The following is a 24,646-nucleotide window of genomic DNA, read 5'->3' as shown; positions in this document are numbered from 1 at the left end:
AGGCGCTTGCGCTTTTCTTACGATTATACAAGCTGTTGCAGAACACTTTGTAGTGCGCTTGTTTCTTCTTCGGTTAGTGGAATCATTGGAAGGCGGACGCCGCCGACGTTGATTCCTTTAAGGTTTAAAGCTGCTTTCACCGGTGATGGGTTTGGTGCAGCAAATAGTGCTTTCATGATTGGAAGCAGTTTGCGATGGGCTGCAGCCGCTTCTTGGACATTGCCGTTTTTGAAGAGATTGATCATTTCTTGCATTTCATTTCCAATGATATGGGAGGCAACGGAAACAATTCCTGCACCACCGATGGCCAAGACCGGAATTGTTAAACCATCATCACCGCTGTATAAAGTGAAATCGCTTGGTGTTTGGTTGATGACTTCTGCCATGGCATCTAAATTGCCGCTTGCTTCTTTAATCGCTACAATATTTGGAATCTGGGAGAGGCGGACAATTGTCTCAACGGACATGTTCACCACGCTGCGCCCAGGGATATTATAAAGCATAACTGGTAATGATGTGGACTCAGCGATTGTCTTAAAGTGCTGATACATACCTTCTTGTGACGGCTTGTTGTAATATGGAGCTACAAGCATAATTCCATCTACACCAGCTGCTTCAGCCTGTTTTGTTAAACTGATCGAAGCCCTGGTATTATTCGAACCTGTTCCGGCAATGACCGGAATTCTACCACCTACAACATCTACAACAAATTTAAAAAATTCTACCTTTTCCTCTGTTGATAAGGTAGGAGATTCTCCTGTTGTACCAACGACTACCAATCCATCTGTGCCATTCTCAATTAAATAATTTACTAACGTTCTCGTCGCATTAAAATCAACATCACCATTTTGATCAAACGGTGTAACCATAGCGGTTAAAACTTGGCCAAAATTCATTTTTCCTCACCCTTTAAATTATTTTTTGATAAATTAGAGGTGGCTAAGGACATTCCAAGTCAACGCAAAAAAGCAGCAACGAAGGCCTCGCTGCTGCAATAGAAACATAAACAAAATCAAGTTCCCGTGCGTAAGATAGCCCTCCATATAGTTCCCTATATGACAGTTCTGTATTTATTCAATAGCAGAACCAGCCCTAAGACAAATGAGATTCTTAAAAGCTTCGGCAAATTCCCCTTTCCACAATTATCCCAGGACCTCATTATCCTCCAACTGTGTACTAATGGTCTTTGCGCCTCTATCCTCACTTCAAAAGGTTTGAAGTAAGAAAATATTTTATTACCTATAAATATATCAGAATTTTCCTTCTCAATCAAGCTATTTTAGGAGGAAACTGTATCGACAAAATTCGGGAGGTGCCTGTCACCACCTGAATTTTGTCGATAATAAATAGATTCTAAGAAAATTCTAAGATTGGCTATCTATACTGTCCGAGAATAGAGGAATTTAGTAGGGAGGTTTTTAAGATGAAGAAAATGGATAAGAAGTGGGTCGTCCTTTGTTCAACAGCTGTTGCAGCAGTGTATGCTGCGGGGTTTGTTACTACAGAGTCACAGTCTTCTGTTGATCAGCCATTACACCATATTGCAGCCAATGTTCAAGCTAAGCATATTTCAATAAATCAATCTAAAGAAAAGGTCAGCGGACAAAAGAGCAAGCCAATTAACAGATTCTATAAAAATGGGACGTTTACGGGTACAGGGATGAATCGCCGTGGATTTATTAATGTAGCAGTCACGATCAAGAATGACAAAATTACCAACGTGGATATCAGCCATTTTGCCATGCATTATTCAGAAAGCGACATCGTAGGTCTGCCTGATGAAGTAGTGCAAAAACAAAGTGCACAAGTGCAGAATGTTTCTGGGGCAACTTATAGTACACAGGCTTTTGAAGATGCTGTGGCGGATGCACTTTCTCAAGCCCATAACCAAGTAGGTTAATATATGAAAAAGACGAAATTGTACATGGATACCTTTGTTGACATACAAGTCGTTTCCACGAAATCGAAGAGAGAGACTGAAGCAAAAATAGACCGTGCCTTTAAGGCATTTCAGCATGTAGAACAAGCTTGCAGCCGTTTCACCCCTTCGAGTGAGCTGATGCAGGTTTGTCAGAGTGTCGGCGTACCTGTGAAGATAAGTCCTTTTCTATTTGAGCCGCTTTTTATTGCGATTGAAATGGCAAAATTAACAAAGGGTCTATTTGATCCAACTTTAGGAAAGGTGATGGAACTGAATGGTTTTAATCGCCACTATATTTCTGGACAGATGATGAATAGTAAATCGGCCGATTCCGTTTCTTATCATGATATCGAACTGGATGCGTTCAATCATACAGTAACTTTAAAAAAGCCATTGGTCATTGACCTGGGCGCTGTTGCAAAAGGGTTTGCCATTGACCTGGCTGCCAATGAATTAAAGGAATTCACAGGATTCGTCATTAATGCCGGGGGCGATTTGTTTGCATCCGGTGTGGGTGAGAACGGAGAAGCCTGGAAAATCGGAATCCAGCATCCGTATCAAAAAGATTCCATTATTGAAACCATTGAAATATCAAACGAAGCAATCTGTACATCTGGCAGCTATGAACGAAGGAATCCATCCAAATCAGATTTGCATCATTTGGTAAATCCGATAACAAAATGCTCCCCGAATGAATGGATTAGCTGCAGTGTCATCGCACCGTTTGCGATGATGGCAGATGCTTTTTCAACTGCTGTATTCTTACTTGGAGTAAAAAAAGGGAAACAGTTAATCGAACAGCTTGCTCTAAAAGGGCTGCTGATCACATCAGAATTAGAGATTAATAAAGTTGGAGGGATTTAAGTGTCAGGGAAAAAGTGGCTCAAAACACCAAAGGGCTATGTCACGACTGCCATGGTCTTTTATCTTATTATCGCATCCATTGGGTCTAAAAGTATACAGGGCATTGAAAACAGTATCGTCGCAATTGGAGCATCGTTCATTGTAGAGTATATCTTATGCAGGGTTTTGGATAGAAGAAGCAGCAAGGACAGTACCGTGATAACAGCTCTAATCATTTCACTTATCTTAAGTTTTACAACGACTTGGATGGTTGTGGCCGGAACGGCTGTTCTTGCCATCTTGTCAAAGCATCTATTAGTTTATAAGAAGAAACCAGTCGTTAATCCAGCGGCATTCGGATTACTGCTATCCATTTTTATTTTTCAAACCGGCCAAAGCTGGTGGGGAGCTTTCGGGGACCTTCCCGTCTGGACTATTGTATTTCTCTTGATTGGTGGGTATTTGGTAACAGAACGGGTCAATAAATTCCCGCAGGTATTTTCTTTTTTAGGAACATTTTTTCTGTTACTGCTTTTACTAGGATTAATGAATAAAGGAGATGCCGCGGATGCCCTTCGTCCACCATTTATTAATGCAGCCCTATTTTTTGCCTTTTTCATGCTTACAGATCCGCCAACCTCCCCGGCGAAATATAAGCAGCAAGTGATTTTCGGTGTGCTGGCAGCCGTAGCGGGCGTTATTGTATATGGCCTTTTCGGAGGACTAACGTATTTGTTTATCGGCTTATTTGCTGGGAATCTTTATAATTATTGGAATAAACGCTTTTCTTCAAAGGGAACGTCTATGAATCAAGGTACAAAAACAAAGCCAGCTAGAATCTTTGATTCGCGATTAAAATATTGAAATAATCTGGACAAACTATACATGATAAAAGCTAGGGAGTGGGCAGATATATATGCGTGTATTAGTAGTAGAAGATGATGTACCTTTAAGAAGGATTATTTCTAGAATATTAGAGGAAGAAAATTACGAGGTGGACCAGGCTGAGAACGGGGAAGAAGGCTATTTCATGGCTTCCACTGGTGAGTATGATTTAATCACACTGGATATTATGCTGCCGATGATGGATGGATATGAGGTAATGCGGAAGTTGCGGAATGAAGGCCATAAAACCCCCACATTATTTCTCACTGCCAAGGATCAAATTGCCGATAAAGTAAAAGGCCTAGACTATGGCGCAGATGATTACATTGTCAAACCCTTCGCAACCGAAGAATTTTTAGCAAGAGTGCGCTCTTTGCTTCGCCGGTCTGGGAAAATAGGAATTGAAGGAAAGATGACCTACGGCCCCATCCTCTTAGACACCAACCAACATGAGGGTTTTATAAATGAAACAGATCTAAAGTTAACGATTAAAGAATATGAACTGCTTTTTTACCTTATACAAAATAAAGAGCAAATCTTAACCCGCGATCAAATTTATCAACGAGTATGGGGAATAGATAGTGAAACGACAGAGGCGATTGTTGATCTTTATATCCACTATTTACGGAAAAAATTGTCTCCTTTTGAGGTGGACCGGTTAATTCGGACCGTAAGGGGTGTAGGGTATATGTTAAAGGAGTAGGGCAGAGCAATGTTTAAAAAAACTAGACGCAGGCTCGTTATCCTGAATGCACTTGTGTTTTTTATCCTTCAAAATGCATTCGGGGCCATTATTTATTTTTATACCCATTATAGTTTATATCATCAGGTGGACCAAACTATTTTAGAAAAGCGAAACCACTTGCAGCATGAAAGGGAAAAACTCGGCAAGGAACTAAGTCCGGAGCGTGAGGAGAACCATCGGTTAGTTTATCTATTATGGAAGAAAGGAAATAAACTTTACCAGGTGATACCGCAGAGTACGCTCTCTGCAAAGGATGCAGCTCATTTTTCACCATTATTGAAAAAGAAAGGCCTTCAAACGGTTGCGATTGGAGCAGAATCCTATCGCGTCATCACGATGTCTGAACCGGAGGATAAGGAATTTTACCCTGTCCGGCGTATTCAAATTGTCTATAATCTAAGACGTGAAAATGAAATGCTGGATCATTTATTGGTGGTCATTGGCTTTGGGTCATTATTAAGTGTGTTCATTGCCGTCCTAGCTGGGCTCTATTTAGCTAATAAGGCTTTAATTCCCATCAAAAGGTCCTGGGAAAAACAGCAGCGATTTGTGGCAGATGCTTCTCATGAACTGCGCACACCCCTTTCCGTTATGAAATTAAATCTTGAACACTTATTTCGTCATCCGGATTATACAATTGAACAGGAAAGCGAGACCATTCACCAGGCGATTCAAGAGATTCACTACATGTCAAAAATGACCTCTGATTTATTGACATTAGCCCGTTCCGACACCGACCAGATTCAGTTAATCCAAGAGTCAGTCCAGTTGAATGAAATTCTTCAGCATGTGATCAAAGATTTTAAAGCATTGGCTAGTCGAAAGAATATACAGATAAGGGATGAAATATCTCCAATCAAAATGATAGGGGACAAAGAGAGGCTGAAACAGCTGTTTGTTATTTTATTAGACAATGCCCTTAAGTATACAGGGGAGAACGGCTTGATTACTATTAAGGCGGGTGTGAAAAATTCACGTGCTACTGTTGAGGTAGCAGATACTGGAATCGGGATACCAAAAGGGGATCTTCCTTATATCTTTGACCGTTACTATCGTGGTGATAAATCGAGGACCCGTCATTTAGAGGGATCTGGGTTAGGACTTTCGATAGCTGATTGGATTGTTCGATCACATACTGGAAAAATTCGTGTTGTAAGCAAAGAGGGCGAAGGGACTAGTGTATTTGTGAGCTTTCCACTAAAAAATAAATATTAATATTATTGCTAAAGTAATAAGGATTGTACTGCAATCCTGTTTTTTGTCGCAATTTTAGATGTAATAGTAAACTTGGTATAAAATAAGGTCACATAAATGAAGTGGATAAAGGAGTGATGGAATTGATGAATCAATTTGAGTTGGCTACGTTTGCGGGCGGGTGTTTTTGGTGTATGGTTTCGCCGTTTGATGAGCAGCCGGGGATTAAGGAAGTGGTTTCGGGGTACACGGGAGGACATACAGAGAATCCCACCTACCAAGAAGTCTGTTCGAATACAACAGGGCATTATGAGGCGGTTCAAATTACGTTTGATCCTGCAGTCTTTTCTTATGAAAAACTGCTCGAGCTGTTTTGGCAGCAAATCGACCCGACTGATGCAAAAGGGCAATTCAATGATCGGGGATCCTCCTATCGGACGGCTATTTTTTATCATAACGAAAAGCAAAGGGAACTTGCAGAAGCTTCAAAAGCTGAGCTTGCTGCCAGCGGCCGTTTTCAAAATCCGATTGTAACAGAAATCCTTCCGGCAGGGCCTTTTTACAGGGCGGAGGAAAAGCATCAATATTATTATAAAAATTTCCCATTTCACTATAATCTTTATCGGGAAGGCTCCGGGAGGGTGCGTTTCATCCGTGAAAACTGGAAGGTCCGTAAAAGTGATGAGGAGCTGCGGAAGGAACTAACGCCGCTTCAATATGATGTAACAAGGAATAATGCAACCGAGCCGCCGTTCCAAAATGAATTTTGGAATCATGATGAAGAAGGAATTTATGTAGATATTATTTCTGGTGAACCGTTGTTTAGCTCCACTGACAAATATGATGCAGGCTGCGGCTGGCCGAGCTTTACGAAGCCATTACGCAGGAATGAACTGGAGGAAAAGTTTGATACCTCTCACGGTTTAAGAAGAATTGAGGTTCGTAGTAAAACTTCTGATTCTCATCTTGGTCATGTTTTTGATGATGGACCGGGACCAGATCGGGCACGATATTGCATTAATTCTGCTGCCCTAAGGTTTGTTCCTAAAAACAACCTGGAGGAAGAGGGATACGGGCAATTTGTAAAGTTATTTGAGTAAACCTTAAACGTTTTATAACCAGCAAAAAAGAGTGGAAATCCCCCAAATGGAGGATTTCCACTCTTTTTTCGTTAAGTCAAAGGAAATAAATTACCCACTTTTAACCAAATTTTAATTTTTCCACCTGCTTGCCTACAGCAAATCCACCACCCTTACATATTTTGTAAAAAGATATTATCGTAGTAAAGTTTAAAAGGAGTTGGGTTTTCTTTGGCACGTACACCGCTGGCAAAACTTATGAAGAAGGCCTATATGATGGTTCACGCTGAAATGGAAAAACGGATTCATGACGGACAAGCTATTGTGCAGGAAACAACGATCCCAAAAAGTGTTCAAATTCATTCAAATAGCGAAAAAGATCAGCCTTCGAATGAATGTAAGGGAAATCATGGTACTCCAAGGATCGTGATTATTGGAGCAGGGTTGGCTGGGCTTACTTGTGCCTACCGCCTAAAGCAGGCAGGGATATCAACTATGATTTATGAGGCAACGGACCGAGTTGGCGGCCGCTGCCGGACAAGGAGAGGCTATTTCAAAGATGGTCAAATCGTAGAGCAAGGCGGAGAGCTAATTGATACAAATCACCAGGAGATTCAAGAGCTTGCGAAAGAACTGGGATTAGAGATCGATGATTTATATGAAGCCGAAACAAAAGGGACGGAACCCGTTTACTTTTTTGATGGACAACCATATACCTATAAAGAAGCAGCAAATGATTTCATGGAAATTTATCCAAAACTTCAAAAGGACCTTAAAGAAGCAGGAGAGACAACTCGATATAATCATTATACCACGCGAGGGTACGAGCTTGATCATATGTCCATTGTCGATTATATTAACGAAACCGTACCCGGTGGAACCGGCTCAAGGTTCGGTCAATTATTGACTATTGCTTATACGATTGAATATGGGGCGGATGCTCATTTACAAAGCGCATTAAATCTACTTTATCTATTGGGATTTGCTCATTCGTATTTCATGTATGGAGAATCGGATGAACGGTATCATATCAGAGGCGGGAATGATCAGCTCCCCATGCTATTAGCTAAAAATCTAAATGGACAAATTAGATTTAATTCCGAACTGATAAAAATTGAACAAAATGAGATGGTAAGGCTTGTTTTTAAAAATAAGGAAAATGAATGGGAGGTTCTTGCGGATAAGGTGATTCTTTGTATTCCTTTTAACATATTGAGGAATATAGATTTTAAGAATGCAAGATTTCAACCCTTGAAAAAAATAGCGATTCAAGAACTGGGGATGGGAGTTAACACGAAGCTGCATGCCCAATTTGCCAAACGGTACTGGTGTGAGCTTGGAAATAACGGCGAAACATTGGCCAATATGGGCTATCAGCAGACATTCGAGTCAACGCGTGCGCAGCTTGGTGATGCCGGGATTCTTGTAAACTATACAGGAGGGGAGAACGCAGCTAAGCATGTTGGATCAACGGATGATCGAATTAGGGAGCTTACAAAAAAATTCTTGGACCAGCTTGAACTTGTTTTACCCGGAAGTGTGATGAATTGGAATAGTTTATCCACTCTTGACCATTGGCTGAGTAATCAATGGTCCAAAGGATCCTATTCGTTTTGGAAGGTTGGCCAGTATACGAAATTTGCCGGGATTGAAGGGGAACGGGAAGGCAATATTTACTTTGCCGGAGAACATACCTCCATTCAACACCAGGGTTTTTTAAATGGCGCCGTTGAAACGGGGGAAAGGGCTGCGAAAGAAGTAATCAATGATTTAAAAGACTAATATAAAGAGCGGTCCAAAAGAATTCGGACCGCTCTTTATTATTTTTTATTTAATATGAATCAAATGGGGGTACTTACCAATTGATGGGATGCAATAAAATTAAAAGGAAACGAAGGAAAGCTGATAGAATATAAGTTGAAAGACTTGAAAAGGGGAACTATATGAAAAATAAAAACTTTCTTTTTGAAATAGATGAAATAGAACGAAAAAACCTGCCGTATTATTATGACTATGGCAAGATGATCTCTTCCATCCAAAAGAAACTTTTTGATGAATTGGACATTGATTTTCAACTGTATTCCGATGAAGATACATCGAACGAGATTTGGGATATCCTTGAGGAAGACTTAAAAGAAAAATCTCAAGAGGTACAATTAATCAGTTACATTTATAAAGAAGGGGAAACCAAAACGATTTCATCCATCCATACGGATAAGGCAATGGAACTGATCATCAAACCGCGTATTACCAATGGCCTATATTACTATCCTGCTTACGGTGTCGCGTTGTCGAGGGTAGTTATTTTTCAAAGTGATGGGGAAAGAGACCGTGATTTTATTTTTGCCCAAAATGATGCCAGTCTTGTATCCTTTCTTCAATATGTTCTTAAAAGAAAAAGAGAATACATTAAAAACTATGTTACTGTTTTTACGGATACGGATGATGGGGTAGAAACAGAAATTGAAAGCATCACTAGCATGGTTAGCAGAGAGGATGTTTTTTTAGAGGAATCGTTAAAAAAGGAGATTTATCGCTCCATTGATCAATTTTTCTCGGAAAGCGGATCCTTTTTTAAAACATATGATATTCCATATAAAAGAGGGATTCTCTTATATGGTAAACCCGGAAACGGGAAGACAACGCTTGTAAAATCAATTGCCAGTAGTATTCATGCGCCGGTTGCCTATTGGCAGATTACCGAATTCACTTCAAGTTATACCATTAAAGAAGTATTTACATCTGTGTTAAAACTGACACCAATGGTATTGGTGATTGAAGATATTGACTCCATGCCATCCAATGTCCGGTCTGTCTTTTTAAATGTTTTGGATGGTGCCACCTCAAGGGAAGGGATTTTCTTGATCGGTACAACGAATTATCCTGAAAAAATTGACCCAGCCTTAATGAATCGTTCAGGTCGGTTTGACAGGGCATACGAGATAAAGGTGCCGAATAAGGAGCTCCGGTATAAGTATCTAATCAATAAAAAAATTGATCAAATTCTTGATGAGGTAGAGATTCAACAAGTTGTAGAAGCAACAAAAGAGTTTTCTTATGCTCAACTGAATGAATTGTATACATCAATTGCGCTTGAATGGCATTACGACCAAACTGTGGATGTAACGCGGATATGTGCAGACCTAAAAAACGCACAACAAAAACAACAAAAAAAATCATGGGAAGAACCAACAGCCCCATCAATCGGATTCACAGGATTCTAAAACAAAAAGTGTCATTTTAAAAGTGACAGGCACTGCACGTGGACAAAATTATTATTTTGTATGTCTCAGGTGGACAGTGTTTTTGGGACAGTCGAATGTAATAGTAAAGGACACCTTTCTTCTTGAAGGTGTCTTTTACTATGGATGATATAATTTAAACTTCAACATCCTCTAAAATCTGTTTTTCTTTTTCAACTTCCAGTGCTGTTACAATATAAGCAAATCCGTTCATAAGGAAGTAAATGACATTCGATTGAATCCGTTCAGTTTCTCCTAAATACGTGTTTAAAATGATGATGACAGAATATAAAACAACAAAAAATAACGCGATTTTATTAAAGACAGCCATTTGTTATCACTCCTTTATTTAGGATCGATTATTGTTATCATATTTATTGGAAGCTGGTCTTATGCGTGAAGTGAAGGAATTGGAATCATGACCACTTTATTTGGTTGCTTTTGTCGAATCAATTTTATTAAATTAAGTGGTATCATAAAATTTATTTAGAATGAGGTTTTTCACTTGAAAGCACTTATGTTTAGAAAATTTGGAGGACCTGAAGTCCTCGAGTATGGGGAAGTTGCTGCTCCCGTTATCGGTCCAGATGAAATTTTGGTTCGAATGCAAGCGATTGGATTAAACTATGCGGATATCTATAGAAGAAAAGGAAATTATCATCTCGCAGGCGAGCCTCCCTATATTTTAGGCTATGAAGGGGCTGGAATTGTCGAAGAAATGGGAGCCAATGTCCGAGGTATCAGGATAGGTGACCGTATTGCGTTTGCTGATGTCCCATATGCGAATGCAGAGCTCGCAGCTGTTCCAATTGAAAAGGCGATTATATTGCCGGAAACAATCTCATTTACTGAGGCTGCATCCGTATTACTGCAAGGCTTGACTGCGCATTATCTAACGCATGACAGCTATGCGGTAAAAAAGAATGATGTTGTTCTTGTTCATGCAGCGGCTGGCGGTGTTGGACAGCTCCTTGTCCAAATTGTAAAACTGCTCGGCGGCAAGGTAATTGGACTTACTTCATCAGACGAAAAAGCAGCGGCAGCGAAAGAAGCTGGTGCTACAAAGGTTTTCTTGTACAAGGATGATTGGAAGAGGCATGTACTTGAAGAAACAAATGGTAAAGGTGTGAATGTGGTCTATGAATCGGTAGGCTCTACGCTTCAAGACAGCTTTACAGCAACTCGTATAGGGGGTACGGTCGTTTTTTACGGCATGGCAGGGGGAGACCCTGCTCCAGTTGATCCGAGAATGCTCATGGATACGTCCAAAACGTTAACCGGCGGGGATTTATGGAATGTACTTACATCCCGTGAAGAACGGATAACACGTTCAGGCGAGCTATTCCGGTGGATGGAAGAGGGGAAAGTTAAGGTAACTGATCCGGCTCTGTTTGCATTAAGGGATGGACAAGAAGCACATAAGTACTTAGAAAGCCGCAAGAGCACGGGGAAAATATTATTAATCCCTTAGGAAGAAGGAGAAGGCATGATCCAATTTCAAAATGAATGCATAACTGTGTTTCAAAGTGCATTATTTCAAACAACCTGTACAGTAGTGGATGCAAAAGATTTTGTTCTTTTAGTAGACCCAAACTGGCTTCCGCATGAAATAGAGGAGATCAAGCGTCATGTAGCACAAATTAAAGGAGAAAAGGAACTGTACCTGTTGTTTACACATGGTGATTTCGACCATGTAATGGGGTACAAGGCTTTCCCAGGTGCAAAGGTAATTGGAAGCAAAGGACTGCAGGAGCACCCTAACAAAGAGCAAAAAGTAGAATTGATTCAGCAATTTTACAATGAAAATTACATTCAAGCTCCATATCCGATTGTTTTTCCGGAAGTCGACATTGTCATCAAAGAAGACGGGCAGCAGCTAGTGATTGGGGATACCACGATTACATTCTATCTCTCGCCGGGGCATACTCATGACGGGTTATTCACGGTCATCGAGCCATTGGGCATTTGGATTGCCGGTGATTATTTATCCGATTTTGAGCTGCCATTTATCTATGACAGCGTAAAAGCATATGAAGAAACACTTCGAAAGGCGGAGCGAATCATCGCGTGGCATCAGGTTTCTGTTCTGGTTCCCGGCCACGGACAAGCAACGGCAAGTCAAGAGGAAATCAAGCGAAGAATTCACCTGGCAGAAGATTATCTTGAGAGATTAATTAAGGCTGTGAAAAATGAGGACTTAGAGGCAATGGATACATTGGAGAAAGAAATGGCCTTTCCTTCGAATTTCACAAAAAACTGCCATGAGGAAAATATTATGATTATACAAAGGGAATATAAATAAAAACTACGGGCAAATTGCCAATAAAATAATTTCGTCAAAAATCGGGCGGTGCCTGGCACCACCCGATTTTTGCATTCTTATACACCCATGAAATTCAAAGAATGTCGAAGGCCTTCCAAAGCAAATCCACTTAAATATCGAAAAGCAAATAATGCAATAATTGGTGAAAAATCGATTGGACCTAGCGGAGGGATAAACCTTCTAAAAAAGCTTAAATATGGTTCGACCAGTTTGTGAATCCACATACCAATTTTTGATGAGTGAAATGCAGGAAACCAGGAACCAAATATGGATATTAAGATCAGCCAATGGTATGCTTCAAAAACATATTGCCCAATAAGAAAAATAGTAGAGCCCAATTTTAATTCTCCAATCTATGAAAAATTTTTAAACATTCTATTCCTTGTATGATGCCAATATGTTATACGAAAAAAGCCCAATTTGGTTTCAATATTTTCACCTTAATAATCATAAAAATACATTTATCCGTTCAATATGAAAAAGCCGCCCAAGATAAGGACAGCTTTCTCTAGTATTTCTCATCTATAACGACAAACATTACTCCTCTTCGGTATAAGCCTCCGTTGTCGTATCCCTGCAATCCCAGCACTCAGCACGAGTCCTTTCCAAAATTGATAATTCCATTCCACACGAAATGCAAATATCCATAGTTCAGATGCCCCTTTCCGGTGAGAATGTTTTAAACCATATTTATATATATTCACAATATTAAGAAGTATGAACTTTTGAGCCTGTATAAAAATAAAAACACCTAGTCCTAACCTAAAATGGGCGAGAAAAGGTGTTTTTATGACCTGGAAGCCGGCTTTTTCGTATTGATTTATTTTTCAAGCATTAATTGTAAGATGAGTTGATCCGTTTGCCGGGTTCCTTCGTTTCCGAGTTTGCAGAAGCTTTCAATACTTTTTTCTACGTCATCGTGAATGAAGCCGTCAGTTGATTGGATTGCTCGGTTGTTTAAAGCGAGCAGGGCGGATTGAACGGCAACATTGGAACAGGTTGAGACTTTCATCGCACAGCCTGCTTTTGCCCCGTCACAGATCATTCCCGAGACATTTCCAATCGTGTTTTGAACCGCTGCTTTAATCTGTGGAAGACCGCCATCAAGCAGGTAGACAATCGCGGCACTTGCTCCCATTCCGGCGGCGGTGACACCGCATAAGGCGGACAGACGGCCAAACTTTGATTTAATATGAATCGTAATAAGATGGCTAAGGGCAACGGCGCGAATCATTTTTTCCTCTGATACCTTCAATTTTTCTGCAACAGCAACTACTGGAAGGGTGACGGCAATCCCTTGATTGCCACTTCCCGTATTGGCCATCACAGGAAGAATGGAGCCTGCCATCCTGGCATCAGAACCAGCAGCGGCTAGTGACATCGCGGCAGTAGCCAAATCATCAGAGAGATATCCTTTTTTCACATTTTCCTTAATGGTTCTTCCAACATTCAGTCCGTACTCTCCTGTAAGTCCTTCAATCCCAATTTGCCTATTTAATTCAATACTCTTTTTTACAAGACCTAAGTCATGAAGGTCTGCAGTTAGAAGCCAATCATAGATTTCATCAATGGTGAGTTCTTCTAATTCCTCTTCAACCGTTTGAATACCGATATTTTCACACCCGCCAAGGAATACCGCTTTTCCATCCACCTCGATAAGGGTGATATTACTGTGGTTATCGGAAATAACGACTTTTGCAGTCTGCTGGTTTGTTTGTAACGTTACCTCGATATAAAGTCTTTTTGGTGTAACCGCCTGACCGGTAGTCACTCTCCCGGCTTCAATCAGTTTTAATGCAGAGCGCTCATCTTCTGCCGTAAGTCCATCGAGAACTTCCAGTTTCTTATCAGGATCTCCTGCTGCTGCACCAAGTGCCGCGGCAAAATCAAGACCTTTACCCGACATACCTGGAATTCCGACCGATTTCGCATTCTTAATAATATTTCCGCTCGCATTCACATGAATCTTTTCAATTTGTCCGCTCGTATGGCTTCTTGCTGTTGCCGCAGCCAAAGCAATCGCAACTGGCTCTGTACAGCCAAGAGCAACCACTAATTCTCTCTTTAAAATCGACAAAATTTTTTCTTTTCCCATCCCCGTGACCCCCTCTGCTTTCCTTATCGACCTTTTTTCTAAATTCTATCATACAAGGGATTAAAACCTATTAGGTATTTTTTGGGGGATGGGATGTATTCGACAAAAATCGGGTGGTGCCTAGTCACCACCCGATTTTTACAGAATTACTCTTTTTTATTTTTCAAATGTCTTTTCTTCTCCATAGCCAAGGGAGATGACGGCTGTTTTTTGGTAATCCTTTAAAAGCTTTTCTAACTCTTTATCTTTGTCAATCATAAATTCAACCACTGGAAACGCATTTAGCAATTGGATTAAGGAATCGGGAGCAGCTGCAGTTTCTTTGGTTGGGAAGGTATGGCTTGGTATACAATAGTGAACATCTAATAAATGTTTCACCGCATAGGCTGCTTCTCTCGGTCCCATCGTGAAATGCCCGGATGAGGATAATATGGCGATCTCAGGTTGATAGACGTCTTGAATGAGTTTCATATCAGACATTAACGCAGTATCCCCCGAGTGGTAAACAGTATAGTCATCTTTGAAATCAAAAATATATCCGGCTGCCTCTCCAGCGTACACAGGTATGCCCTCTGTTTCGCTATAAGAAGAAGTGTGTTTAGCTTGAACCATTGTTACCGTAACTTCCTCGAAGGAAACGGAACCTCCTAAATTGATTGGCAGTACGTTTTTAATCCCTTTCTGGAGAAGAATCAAAGCTAAATCATATTGTGCAACAACCATAATTTCAGGTTTATATTCAACGATCTTAGTCAGACCGCTCGTATGATCAAAATGACCGTGGGTAAGGAAAACGCAGTCAAGAGATTGATAGAACTCAGAGGTATCTAAATGCAGGGGAAAACCGGGATTTAAATCAAAGAAGGGATCAATCAAATAGTTTTTCCCTTCCTTACTCTTTAAGACATACATGGCATGGCCAAGGCGCTGGATTTTCATTGTGTGACCTCCTATACGATAATAAAGACCAAAACTATTGTATTTTTTGGATAGGAAATTTAGAACCTGGGCGTTCCATGGCTATTAAGGCGGATAACGGACAAATGTAAGGCACGCTGCAAACGTCCTTTATACCCAAATTAAACTGGAAACACATTACTTTGAAAAAGTTCCAATGGCCTTTTCCCTAAAAAATTGAAACCAACTACGTTTTTCCATCGTATAATTAAACAAAGAATATAAGGAGATGTCTGGATTGTTCCTAGCAGAACTTGCCCTGGAGGAAAGGGAAGCTTTTCTCGAATTAGCTAACTTAATAGCCGCAATTGACGGGAATCGATCGGTATTTGAAGATTCTATTTTAAATAAATATCAAAAGGAAATGGACCTTAAGGAATATCAATTAAAAGATCTCACCTTGGAGGAAATTCTCAAGAAATTCAAATCGGAACGGGCTAAAAATATCGTCTTAACTGAACTGTTTCAACTAATCTATGCAGACGGTGTGTTTCATAATCAAGAGAGTGAATCCATCAAAAAAATTAAGGAACACTTCGGATTCGATTCCAATGAATTTTCAAGTTTCAAAGATTGGATTGATAAAATAAAAGAATTATCCGTTTAACAACGAAAAGGAGCTTGGCATATGCCCCAAGCTCCATTTTACTAGATAAGAAATTATAAAATTTCGTCTTTGAGAATTGTCCAGCGCAAGCGTCCTGCCCCTCTAGGAAAAAATGAACTGCTTTTTTCCTAGGTTGCTTAGGTCCTGTCGATGAAGTCAAAGAACGACTTCACCGCCAGGACTTAAAGCACTTGTCGTGGCTGATCAAGGCGCTTACGCTTTTCTTACTTATATACTTGCTCCTCAGTTTGCCGCCATTTTTTAAAACCAAACAAACCTTTTTTCCCCTTCTGATTCACAGCCGTTAAACCTATGGCCACAAGAATAAGCGCCACAATTGTATGAAGCGTTATATGTTCATCTGGGAGAAATACAGCAGATAAAATAGTACCGGAAACAGGTACGACAAACTTATAAAGAGAAACCTCTCCTGCCTTGTTATACTTCAGCAAAGCGGTCCACAACGCGAAAGCTGCCGCAGATAAAAATACTGCATACCCCAATAACAGCCAGGCATTCGGTGTAAATGTCATGGCATGGGGCTTCAGATTTGGAGTTCCGACCATGAGCATAATCGCAGAACCAATGAACATTTGCCACCCGGTTAAGGCAAACGGATGAAGATTTGCAGACAGGCGCTTGGATAAAAATGTGCCGAACGTACTGGCTAATCCGGAAAGCAGCATAAACCCTTCTCCGAAAAAAGAAAAGTTAAGAGAGGCATCCTGTCCCCAGTTGGAAAGCACAATCCCCCCAAACCCTGTAATCAATCCAAGAACCTTACGCCAATCCAGGCGGTCATCTTTATAAACAAAATGCGCAAGAAAAACAACGAAAAATACACCGCTCGAGTTTAAAATGGATGCCTTCATACCTGACGTATGGGCCAATCCGTTATAGAAAAAGAAATAACTTAAACTCGTTGTAAACAGACCTAAACTAATTATGGCAGGCCATTGCCGCGGATTCACTTTGAGCGCCTTTCGATCAACGAAGAACATGAAAGCTAGCAGCAATAAGGATGACATCATGAAACGGATCCCCGCAAAAACAATTTTTGCGGACAAATCGTCCTCAGCCATTCCAAGCTCATCATAACTGACCTTTAAAACTGGAAAAGCGCTCCCCCATAAAACTGAACAGAAAACAGCAATCACAATAACCCAATATTTATTTGTAAAAAAACGTGTATAGCCCTTTTGCTGGTTCATCTTAATTCTCTCCAAAATTCCGTCTACTACTCTAGTTAGCCATTATACAGGAGACTAAAACGTCCTGCCACAAGTTATAACAAATAATGATATGATAGAACCAAATTATTTTTGGAGGTTTATGATGGGCTATATCGAAGATTTACGAAAAGTCATCGGCACCCGCCCTGTAATTTTAGTTGGTGCTGTAGTGGGCGTTATCAATGAACAAGGAGAAATTCTATTACAAAAACGCCCGGAGGGAATCTGGGCGCTTCCGGGCGGCCTTTTAGAATTGGGAGAGTCTGTGGAAGATGCGGGAAGAAGGGAAGTATTTGAAGAAACAGGAGTCGAAGTTGGCCGGCTTGAGCTGATGGATGTTTTTTCTGGAAAGCAGTATTTCAGAAAACTCGAAAATGGGGATGAATTCTATCCGGTCACGATTGTATATACTTCAAATGATATTAAAAGCAGCAACATCAAAGTGGATGGAACGGAATCGCTTGATGCTGGATTCTTTCCGATACAAGAATTACCAGATGGGACAAGCCCGTTAGTGATGAAGTTGATTGAAAAGCTAAATCCAGTTGGATAACGGGCTAGGCATCCGAATCATCTAAAAACAGGCCAAAATATCTATCTCACATCAACATCAGTTCTTTCTTACTAGGCTAATAGTATTTATGAAAAAATATTCTAACAGATTAAATATTGTTTACAAATATGTTACGGCGGTCAAGTTACAGATGGGGAAAATAGCGGTAAAACCCCGATGTGATAATATTTACCGCTATTTCTATAGTTTGTAATAGAAAGCGTTTACACAACCATATATCCTATAAATTTACTATATTACCACTTTGTGTGGATGTGCATTTACTTACTTTTCATTAATATATCTATGTATTAATAATGAAAAGAAGGAGTGCTATAGTTGAAAAAAAATCTAGTAACAGCAGCTGCAACGGCCGGGCTTGTACTTACTGCATTTGGAGCCACTGCCAGTGCACAAGAAAATACATACAAGGTTCATCCTGGCGATAGTCTTTGGAAAATCTCTCATTTACAAAATGTTTCGATCAATCGCATAAAAGAATGGAACGATCTTTCAAGCGATAAAATATATGTAAATCAAAAATTATCACTATCATATACTGTAAAACCTGGTGATAGTCTATGGAAGCTAGCCAGAGCTAATGGAACAACTGTTAGTGAAATTAAAAGCTTAAATGGCCTATCATCCGATTTGATTCGAATTGGCCAGCAATTAAAATTACCAAATTCAAAAACTAGTACTCAAGTTTCTGCTCGGACAACTTTTGTTAACCAAAAATATGTGGTCCAAAAAGGGGACACGTTATCTGAGATTGGGGCTCGTTTTAATGTATCCGTTTCACAGCTTAAAAATAACAACCACTTAGCATCAGACTGCATTCATGTAGGACAGACCTTACATGTGAGTGGTGCCAAATCAACAACTGCTTCGTACAAAGTTTCTGCAATTCCAACTAGGAAAACTGCCCAAACCAAAGCGAAAGCGGCAGTGAACAGATTAGAGATCATTAAAAGTGTAGTGGCAAAATCCGAATCAGCAACTGCTGAAAAACGTGCCGTATCTTCAGAGACAAAAGTGGCAGAAAAACCAGCAGTTAAGTCCAGTTCAACCGTGAAGCAAAAATCCGAGGCGAAAACTTATTCAAAAGAAGCTGAAAAACCGGCAGCACCATCGACTTCAACTGTCCAAAAGTCCGAAACAAATGCGGTCCAAAAACCAGTTGAAAAACCACAAACAAATGTAGCTCAAAAACCAGTAGAGAAACCACAAGCAGAGGTTACCCAAAAACCTGCTGTTAATTCTGCATCAAAGGTCCAAGAAGTAATTGCAGAGGCCCAAAAATACATTGGCACACCATACAGCTGGGGAGGAAATACTCCTAGTGGTTTTGATTGCAGTGGTTTCACGAAATACGTATTTAATAATGTAGGAATTTCATTGCCTAGAACAACCGGTACACAATGGAGTGCAACAACACCAGTTAGTTCGCCAAGCGTAGGGGACCTAGTCTTTTTTGAAACCTACAAAGCAGGACCATCACATGTTGGTATCTACTTAGGCAACAATAAATTCATTAGTGCAGCAGACCAAGGTGTTGTCATCTCCGACATGACAGTATCGTATTGGAAAACGAGATACTTGGGTGCAAGATCTCCCTATTAAAAAATAGCCAAATCTCAATAATGCTGATTTATAGTACCTGCCTCTAACTGGTATAATGTTGGGGCAGGTACTTTTTGTATATTTTGAAATTGAATGTAACAAGGAATGGAATTGATTACAGATCATAAAGGAAGTCGGAATACGCAATGTTTAAAATTGGATTAGTCGGCCTGGAAACTTCTATCAAACAGATTTTAGATTTGGCTAAAGAATATATGCAGGAATTGGACTTCATCGCTTTCCCCTATGAAGAAGTAAATGAAGTAGAGAAAATTGTAAAAGAACATCATTTTCACGTACATGCATGGCTTTTTTCAGGACCACTCCCCTATGAAATTGCGAAAAAAACATTGGGTACAGATAAAATCATGGTCTATGTTCCTGCAACGGAATCAGGCTTTTTTAAAGCCTTTTTAGAATTGATTCATGAACAAGGGAAAATGATTGCCAGGCTTAGTATCGATACGATGACGGTAAACAATGTAAGCGAAGAAGCTTTATCTCAGCTAAGTATAAAACAGCCAAAAGTTTATACAAAAGAGTTTGAGTTGGATGTTGATACCGACGAATTGTTGCAATTTCACCTGGATTTATGGAATAAAGGAAAAACAGAAGGAGCTTTAACCTGTTTCCCATCCGTATGTGAAGCGTTAAGGGAAAAGGGAATTCCCGCCTACCGAATGTCAATGACCTATATGGAGATACGTCAAACCCTTAGAATTCTTGCCGAAAAAGTAAAAACCTCGTATTTTAAAGATACCCAGATTGGCGTTGAAATCATCGAAGTAGAATATTTTAACAGGGTAGCAGAGGAAATGAAGACTCCTTATCATTTACAATACTTAGAGCTCAGACTGAAAGAAATGTTGATCCAACTGGGCGAAAAAATAAATGGTTCTTTTTCAGAAAAGGGAAATGGCAGATACATGATTTTTAGCTCCCGCGGCGCCATTGAACGAGAAATCGCAGCGCTTGAAGAAACCATTCAAAAATTGGCTTTTGAAGCTGAAACAACTGTTGCGGTGGGAATTGGTTTCGGTGAAACTGCCTACGCTGCAGAAATCAATGCGTTTCGGGCCATTCAACATTCAAAGGAAATGAAAAAGCGTGAAATTGTCATGGTTCAAGATGATGGAAAAATTGTCGAATCGCCCGGCCAAAACAATGAATTGCAATTTGAAAGCCGTTCCCAAAATGAAATCCTTATTGAAAAATTAAAAAAAGCTAATATCAGTGTAAAAACATATAAGAAAATTGTTGCCCTCATTCAAAAAATGGGGTGGCGTGATTTTACAACCAAGGATTTAGCGGCACATCTTGAGATGACAGAGCGTAATGTGCGCCGGATTGTAACGGATATGTGTGAAGTGGAGTTGGCGCAATGCGTTGGCCAAGAGGCCTATGCTACAAGGGGAAGGCCAAGTAAAATATATCGATTGCTATAAGCATCCATGCTAATGGGTGCTTATTTATTTTGGCTTTTTTAGCAAAGATTCCCATATTCATAAAATTCGAAAAACTATTGAAACTCACCTTATAAACCTATATACTTTATTTAAGGAATTTTTTCCTTAAACTAACCAAAAATAAAATCAAAAAGGAGGTTTATGGAGGTGTTCCCAATGATAACAATGGATGATTTATTTTTAGAGGTTAAAGAGGAAGTGATTAGCTGGCGGAGACATTTACATAGGTATCCGGAGCTATCTTTTCAGGAAGTAAAAACAGCCCAATTTGTTTATGAAACACTGCAATCTTTTGGTGATTTGGAAATTTCACGTCCGACAAAAACCAGTGTGATGGCACGGTTGATTGGTCAGCATCCAGGAAAAGTGATTGCACTGCGGGCAGATATGGATGCGCTTCCAATTGAAGAAGAGAATGACTTCGCGTTTGTCTCACAAAATTCAGGTGTCATGCATGCTTGCGGGCATGACGGGCATACGGCCATGCTGCTTGGTGCAGCAAAGATTCTGACAAAATTAAAGGACCAAATAAGCGGGGAGGTTCGCTTTTTATTTCAGCATGCCGAAGAACTGCCGCCCGGTGGTGCCCAAGAAATGGTGAACGCAGGTGTCCTTGACGGAGTGGATTTAATCCTTGGTGCCCATCTGGTCTCTACCCTTCCTTTAGGGAAAATTGGTTTGAGTTATGGTCCGATGATGGCCGGGGCAGATACGTTTAAAATTACCGTTTTAGGGAAGGGAGGACATGCCTCACAACCTGATCAAACGATTGATCCGATTGCGATTGGAGCTCAAGTGGTAACGAATCTTCAGCATATTGTTTCAAGGTATCAGGATCCCCAGGAAACTTCAGTAATTTCAGTAACCCAGTTTCATGCTGGAAGTGCGATTAATGTAATTCCAAGCACGGTAACAATTGGGGGGTCTGTTCGAAGCTTTAACCCGGAAATGCGGGAGAAAATTCCGAACTTTATTGAACGCATTGTCGAGGGAATTACGGAGGCACATGGAGCTGCCTATCAATTCAATTATCAGTTCGGTTATGCTCCTGTTATCAATGATGAGGAAGTTACTCGAGTAATAGACGAAACAGTATGCGAAGTTTTTGGAGAAGAAAGCCGGGAGCAGGTCAAGCCGATGATGGCAAGTGAGGACTTTTCTGCCTATCAAAATGTAGTACCGGGATCTTATGTTTCCATTGGGGCCGGTAATGAAGAAAAAGGGATCATTTATCCTCATCATCACCCCAAATTTACAATCGACGAACAAGCTTTAGATGATGGAACGAAGCTATTGGTTCACGGAACACTGAAACTATTAAATCAAACATATTAGGGAGATGAGAGGATGAAATCGATTTATTGGCTTGCTGTAATCCCGTTTCTCGGCCTTGTTTTAGGAGCTTTATTTACAAATCGAATGACTCCCTATGTTCTAGGGATGCCGTTCTTTCACTTTTGGATTGTACTCTGGTCTTTTTTAACGACAGCAATACTGGGAATTATCTATATTTTTGATCCTGCTAATCGGGAGGGAGATGCGAAATGAATATTGCCGTACTTTTCATCCTGTCATTTTTCGTCATTTCTGTTGCCATTGGAATTTGGGCAAAAAAAGGGAAGGAGATGAACTTGGAACAGTGGTCGGTAGGAGGACGCGGAATGGGAACCCTATTGATTTTCCTTTTATCAGCCGGTGAAATGTATACGACCTTTACCTTTTTAGGAGCAAGCGGTTCTGCTTACCGGGACGGGGGTTCTATTTTTAGTATCGTCACATACGGCTGCCTGGCTACGGTAATCTCCTACTTTGTGTTTCCTGCCATATGGAGGTATGCGAAGCAACACCGATTAGTATCCCAATCTGACTTCTTTGTAAAAAAATATCAAAGTCCGTATCTTGGAGTCCTTGTTGCTGTGATTGGGATTGTCGCGTGTACTTGTTACTTAGTTCTCCAATTCAAAGGATTAGGCTATATTGTGGCGGCCACTTCCTATGGGGTTATCTCTTCTAAAGCAGCCATTTGGATTGGAGCCCTTGGTGTAACCATTTTTGTAATGATTTCCGGTATTCATGGTTCGGCCCTGACATCGATTCTAAAAGATATACTCATTCTTGGCATTGTTGTATTTTTAGGAGTTTATTTCCCTCTTCATTATTACGGCGGGATTCAACCAATGTTCGAGGCGATTAATCAGGCAAAACCAAATTTTCCTGTACTTCCGGAACACGGAATGAGCGTATCGTGGTATATCTCGACCGTTATCTTAAGTTCCATTGGATTCTATATGTGGCCCCATGGGTTTTCTCCCGTTTTTGCTGCCTCCAGCGAAAAGGCATTAAGAAAAAATGCAGCCCTTATGCCCATCTACCAATTGATTTTGTTGTTTGCCTTTTTTGTAGGATTTGCTGCCATCTTGCAGACGCCAGGATTAAAAGGCAGTGCAGGCGATTTAATCTTACTCAAGTTTTCCAAACAGGCATTTGACCCATGGTTTGTCGGGCTGATTGGCGGAGCCGGTGTGTTAGCTGCTTTAGTACCAAGTTCTTTGCTATTGATGACCATTTCAACTTTGTTTACCAAAAATATCTATCAGGTATTCGCTCCAGCGACAGCGGACAATCAGATTGCAAAGCTAGTAAAGTATCTTGTTCCGTTTATTTCTCTCGTGGCCGTTTACTTGACTTTTAAAGGTGGAAATAGCCTTTTTAGTATCGCTATCATTGCTTACAATTTTATTACCCAACTCGCACCTGCGTTTTTTGCCAGCTTGATGAAAAAGAATTATGTGACGAAACAGGGGGCGTTTGCTGGAATTATCATAGGCGGTATATTAGTGTCTTTTATGGACTTAGGGAATATAAAAATTGGTGAGCTATTCCCGCATCTCCCTCAAGCCATTAAAGACTTGAACGACGGAATCATCGCCTTATTTGTGAATGTCGTAGTTCTAGTGATTGTTAGTCTGATAACAAAAAAAGCAGCTTCTGCCCATCTAAAAAACGATGTGTTGGAACCAGTGCAGTAAAGGAATAGGTTCTTAAGATTAATTTCTTTGGGGGATTCCTTAAATAATCGTCCCCCAACTCTTTCTCAGTTTTTCCTATTTATCTAGTTCATTAGAAGGTTTGTCCTTTTAAAAGGATAAGTTTACAATAGGATAGAAATAATTCTTCTAGGAGCAAACCAATGGATAAAAAAGAACAATTGTTATTGAACTATTATTATGAGAAGCTAGTCAATCATACATTTGATGAAAAGGATGTATATGCGTTTTTGTTATTGATCCGAAACCGCAGTAAAGAGATTCGCTGGATTCAGGAAGTGACAGATTTGGCTGTGCAGCGGGAGCATTATACCGGCCATATCAAGGAATACCTTTTTGAAACAAGAAAGAAGTTTGAAAATATCGGAAAAACAAAAGCAGCGATCCGAATCGAAGATGTGTTTTCCTTTAAGGAAATCAAAACCGGACTGAATAAAGCTTTTGCGGAGGTCCAGTTACCTGGTTTAGCTATCGAGAATGTAAACGACTTTGTCACCTGCCTGATTTCCATCCTCCAGCAGATCAAAATCTTGGATGAAAACGAAAGTGAAATTGGTAAACTATTTTTCTCTGTTTCCAATAAACAAATTATTTTAATGGCGGAAATTGAGGTTACTCAAAATCTATTCAAGAAAACGAACGCGGTTTTTCCTGTTCTGACTACTAATAATAGTTATTTGGAAATCAAGAAACAGGATCGATTTGATACTCCTTATTTGTTTGCGGACGAGGCGGTTGAAATTATCAATCAGGAAGGGAAAGTGGAGATCATTATTCCAGGATAAAAAACAAATCTTTATTTTACATAACAAAAAAGCCTGAACCATGGAGGAA

General features: G+C 40.2%; 24 protein-coding genes, 1 pseudogene and 1 riboswitch. Of the genes and pseudogenes, 19 read left to right on the top strand and 6 right to left on the bottom strand.

What is annotated here, in order from left to right; all coding sequences use genetic code 11:
* Positions 1-23: 23 nt before the first annotated feature.
* Positions 24-896 carry a 4-hydroxy-tetrahydrodipicolinate synthase gene (gene dapA / locus BIV60_RS00205; RefSeq protein WP_071353736.1) on the bottom strand — a complete coding sequence of 291 codons (873 nt, stop codon included), beginning with the start codon at positions 894-896 and terminating at the stop codon, positions 24-26.
* Between the two features lie 128 nt (positions 897-1,024).
* Positions 1,025-1,205: riboswitch (Lysine riboswitch) on the bottom strand.
* A gap of 227 nt (positions 1,206-1,432) precedes the next feature.
* Here dapA and BIV60_RS00200 point away from each other — a divergent pair.
* The 9 genes and pseudogenes from BIV60_RS00200 (at position 1,433) to BIV60_RS00165 (ending at position 9,891) form a co-directional block, all read left to right on the top strand.
* Positions 1,433-1,900 (top strand): FMN-binding protein, encoded by a 468-nt coding sequence (locus BIV60_RS00200; RefSeq protein ID WP_256218250.1) that lies wholly within the window; start codon positions 1,433-1,435, stop codon positions 1,898-1,900.
* Between the two features lie 3 nt (positions 1,901-1,903).
* Entirely contained in the window at positions 1,904-2,785 is an 882-nt protein-coding gene (locus BIV60_RS00195) for an FAD:protein FMN transferase (protein WP_071353734.1), read from the top strand.
* Complete coding sequence (locus BIV60_RS00190) at positions 2,786-3,628, top strand: RnfABCDGE type electron transport complex subunit D (protein ID WP_083402028.1); 843 nt, start codon at positions 2,786-2,788, stop codon at positions 3,626-3,628.
* Positions 3,629-3,680: 52 nt separating this feature from the next.
* Positions 3,681-4,352, top strand: coding sequence for a response regulator transcription factor (locus BIV60_RS00185; RefSeq protein ID WP_071353733.1), 672 nt, complete (start codon positions 3,681-3,683; stop codon positions 4,350-4,352).
* A 9-nt stretch (positions 4,353-4,361) separates the two neighbouring features.
* Entirely contained in the window at positions 4,362-5,609 is a 1,248-nt protein-coding gene (locus BIV60_RS00180; RefSeq protein WP_071353732.1) for a sensor histidine kinase, read from the top strand.
* Positions 5,610-5,734: 125 nt separating this feature from the next.
* Positions 5,735-6,253 (top strand): annotated as a pseudogene (gene msrA, locus BIV60_RS30780) (peptide-methionine (S)-S-oxide reductase MsrA); the annotation flags it as partial.
* A complete protein-coding gene (gene msrB / locus BIV60_RS30775; protein WP_371261494.1) occupies positions 6,230-6,688 on the top strand; it encodes a peptide-methionine (R)-S-oxide reductase MsrB in 459 nt (152 codons plus the stop codon). The pseudogene msrA and the gene msrB, both read left to right, overlap by 24 nt.
* A 210-nt stretch (positions 6,689-6,898) precedes the next feature.
* Positions 6,899-8,449, top strand: a complete 1,551-nt coding sequence (locus BIV60_RS00170) for a flavin monoamine oxidase family protein (RefSeq protein WP_071353730.1) — start codon at positions 6,899-6,901, stop codon at positions 8,447-8,449.
* Positions 8,450-8,610: 161 nt separating this feature from the next.
* Complete coding sequence (locus tag BIV60_RS00165) at positions 8,611-9,891, top strand: AAA family ATPase (RefSeq protein WP_071353729.1); 1,281 nt, start codon at positions 8,611-8,613, stop codon at positions 9,889-9,891.
* A gap of 154 nt (positions 9,892-10,045) precedes the next feature.
* Here the strand turns inward: BIV60_RS00165 and BIV60_RS00160 are convergent, their stop codons facing one another.
* Complete coding sequence (locus tag BIV60_RS00160) at positions 10,046-10,240, bottom strand: hypothetical protein (RefSeq protein WP_071353728.1); 195 nt, start codon at positions 10,238-10,240, stop codon at positions 10,046-10,048.
* Positions 10,241-10,414: 174 nt separating this feature from the next.
* Here BIV60_RS00160 and BIV60_RS00155 point away from each other — a divergent pair, with 174 nt between their 5' ends.
* Both BIV60_RS00155 and BIV60_RS00150 read left to right on the top strand, forming a co-directional pair.
* Positions 10,415-11,380, top strand: coding sequence for a quinone oxidoreductase family protein (locus BIV60_RS00155; RefSeq protein WP_071353727.1), 966 nt, complete (start codon positions 10,415-10,417; stop codon positions 11,378-11,380).
* Between the two features lie 15 nt (positions 11,381-11,395).
* A complete protein-coding gene (locus BIV60_RS00150) occupies positions 11,396-12,211 on the top strand; it encodes an MBL fold metallo-hydrolase (protein WP_071353726.1) in 816 nt (271 codons plus the stop codon).
* A gap of 77 nt (positions 12,212-12,288) precedes the next feature.
* On the opposite strand, the gene BIV60_RS00145 is transcribed toward BIV60_RS00150, so the two are convergent.
* The 3 genes from BIV60_RS00145 to BIV60_RS00135 form a co-directional block, all read right to left on the bottom strand.
* Entirely contained in the window at positions 12,289-12,570 is a 282-nt protein-coding gene (locus BIV60_RS00145) for a YggT family protein (protein ID WP_071353725.1), read from the bottom strand.
* Between the two features lie 482 nt (positions 12,571-13,052).
* The gene (locus BIV60_RS00140) at positions 13,053-14,327 is read right to left on the bottom strand and encodes an L-cysteine desulfidase family protein (RefSeq protein WP_071353724.1); all 1,275 of its coding nucleotides are present in this window, start codon (positions 14,325-14,327) and stop codon (positions 13,053-13,055) included.
* Positions 14,328-14,483: 156 nt separating this feature from the next.
* Positions 14,484-15,266, bottom strand: coding sequence for a metal-dependent hydrolase (locus BIV60_RS00135; protein ID WP_071353723.1), 783 nt, complete (start codon positions 15,264-15,266; stop codon positions 14,484-14,486).
* A gap of 256 nt (positions 15,267-15,522) precedes the next feature.
* On the opposite strand from BIV60_RS00135, the gene BIV60_RS00130 reads away from it, so the two are divergent.
* Positions 15,523-15,891, top strand: coding sequence for a TerB family tellurite resistance protein (locus tag BIV60_RS00130; RefSeq protein ID WP_071353722.1), 369 nt, complete (start codon positions 15,523-15,525; stop codon positions 15,889-15,891).
* Positions 15,892-16,115: 224 nt separating this feature from the next.
* On the opposite strand, the gene BIV60_RS00125 is transcribed toward BIV60_RS00130, so the two are convergent.
* On the bottom strand, positions 16,116-17,102 hold the full coding sequence (locus BIV60_RS00125) for a DMT family transporter (protein ID WP_071353721.1): 987 nt from the start codon (positions 17,100-17,102) through the stop codon (positions 16,116-16,118).
* A gap of 124 nt (positions 17,103-17,226) precedes the next feature.
* On the opposite strand from BIV60_RS00125, the gene BIV60_RS00120 reads away from it, so the two are divergent.
* The 7 genes from BIV60_RS00120 to BIV60_RS00090 all read left to right on the top strand — a co-directional run bounded on the left by BIV60_RS00120 (position 17,227) and on the right by BIV60_RS00090 (position 24,597).
* Entirely contained in the window at positions 17,227-17,676 is a 450-nt protein-coding gene (locus tag BIV60_RS00120; RefSeq protein WP_071353720.1) for an NUDIX hydrolase, read from the top strand.
* A 339-nt stretch (positions 17,677-18,015) separates the two neighbouring features.
* The gene (locus BIV60_RS00115) at positions 18,016-19,299 is read left to right on the top strand and encodes a C40 family peptidase (protein ID WP_071353719.1); all 1,284 of its coding nucleotides are present in this window, start codon (positions 18,016-18,018) and stop codon (positions 19,297-19,299) included.
* A gap of 146 nt (positions 19,300-19,445) precedes the next feature.
* Entirely contained in the window at positions 19,446-20,744 is a 1,299-nt protein-coding gene (locus BIV60_RS00110) for a helix-turn-helix domain-containing protein (RefSeq protein WP_071353718.1), read from the top strand.
* A 177-nt stretch (positions 20,745-20,921) separates the two neighbouring features.
* Entirely contained in the window at positions 20,922-22,100 is a 1,179-nt protein-coding gene (locus tag BIV60_RS00105; protein WP_305728399.1) for a M20 family metallopeptidase, read from the top strand.
* Between the two features lie 12 nt (positions 22,101-22,112).
* Positions 22,113-22,313 (top strand): DUF3311 domain-containing protein, encoded by a 201-nt coding sequence (locus BIV60_RS00100; RefSeq protein WP_071353717.1) that lies wholly within the window; start codon positions 22,113-22,115, stop codon positions 22,311-22,313.
* Positions 22,310-23,794, top strand: a complete 1,485-nt coding sequence (locus BIV60_RS00095) for a sodium:solute symporter family protein (RefSeq protein ID WP_071353716.1) — start codon at positions 22,310-22,312, stop codon at positions 23,792-23,794. The genes BIV60_RS00100 and BIV60_RS00095 overlap by 4 nt, the downstream gene beginning before the upstream one ends.
* 161 nt (positions 23,795-23,955) lie before the next feature.
* Positions 23,956-24,597, top strand: a complete 642-nt coding sequence (locus tag BIV60_RS00090) for a hypothetical protein (RefSeq protein WP_071353715.1) — start codon at positions 23,956-23,958, stop codon at positions 24,595-24,597.
* Positions 24,598-24,646 lie beyond the last annotated feature (49 nt).

It is taken from the genome of Bacillus sp. MUM 116, from assembly GCF_001866655.1.
GTDB lineage: Bacteria > Bacillota > Bacilli > Bacillales > Cytobacillaceae > Neobacillus.
This window is presented reverse-complemented; position numbering and strand designations above follow the sequence as displayed.

Bases quoted from the DNA above. Each gene is read 5' to 3' on its own strand.
- BIV60_RS00165 (WP_071353729.1), top strand. From the start codon at position 8,611: ATGAAAAATAAAAACTTTCTTTTTGAAATAGATGAAATAGAACGAAAA.
- BIV60_RS00110 (WP_071353718.1), top strand. From the start codon at position 19,446: ATGTTTAAAATTGGATTAGTCGGCCTGGAAACTTCTATCAAACAGATT.
- BIV60_RS00185 (WP_071353733.1), top strand. From the start codon at position 3,681: ATGCGTGTATTAGTAGTAGAAGATGATGTACCTTTAAGAAGGATTATT.
- BIV60_RS00180 (WP_071353732.1), top strand. From the start codon at position 4,362: ATGTTTAAAAAAACTAGACGCAGGCTCGTTATCCTGAATGCACTTGTG.
- BIV60_RS00105 (WP_305728399.1), top strand. From the start codon at position 20,922: ATGATAACAATGGATGATTTATTTTTAGAGGTTAAAGAGGAAGTGATT.
- BIV60_RS00150 (WP_071353726.1), top strand. From the start codon at position 11,396: ATGATCCAATTTCAAAATGAATGCATAACTGTGTTTCAAAGTGCATTA.
- BIV60_RS00140 (WP_071353724.1), bottom strand. From the start codon at position 14,327: ATGGGAAAAGAAAAAATTTTGTCGATTTTAAAGAGAGAATTAGTGGTT.
- BIV60_RS00160 (WP_071353728.1), bottom strand. From the start codon at position 10,240: ATGGCTGTCTTTAATAAAATCGCGTTATTTTTTGTTGTTTTATATTCT.
- BIV60_RS00195 (WP_071353734.1), top strand. From the start codon at position 1,904: ATGAAAAAGACGAAATTGTACATGGATACCTTTGTTGACATACAAGTC.
- BIV60_RS00095 (WP_071353716.1), top strand. From the start codon at position 22,310: ATGAATATTGCCGTACTTTTCATCCTGTCATTTTTCGTCATTTCTGTT.
- BIV60_RS00135 (WP_071353723.1), bottom strand. From the start codon at position 15,266: ATGAAAATCCAGCGCCTTGGCCATGCCATGTATGTCTTAAAGAGTAAG.
- BIV60_RS00100 (WP_071353717.1), top strand. From the start codon at position 22,113: ATGAAATCGATTTATTGGCTTGCTGTAATCCCGTTTCTCGGCCTTGTT.
- BIV60_RS00090 (WP_071353715.1), top strand. From the start codon at position 23,956: ATGGATAAAAAAGAACAATTGTTATTGAACTATTATTATGAGAAGCTA.
- dapA (WP_071353736.1), bottom strand. From the start codon at position 896: ATGAATTTTGGCCAAGTTTTAACCGCTATGGTTACACCGTTTGATCAA.
- BIV60_RS00200 (WP_256218250.1), top strand. From the start codon at position 1,433: ATGGATAAGAAGTGGGTCGTCCTTTGTTCAACAGCTGTTGCAGCAGTG.
- BIV60_RS00125 (WP_071353721.1), bottom strand. From the start codon at position 17,102: ATGAACCAGCAAAAGGGCTATACACGTTTTTTTACAAATAAATATTGG.
- BIV60_RS00120 (WP_071353720.1), top strand. From the start codon at position 17,227: ATGGGCTATATCGAAGATTTACGAAAAGTCATCGGCACCCGCCCTGTA.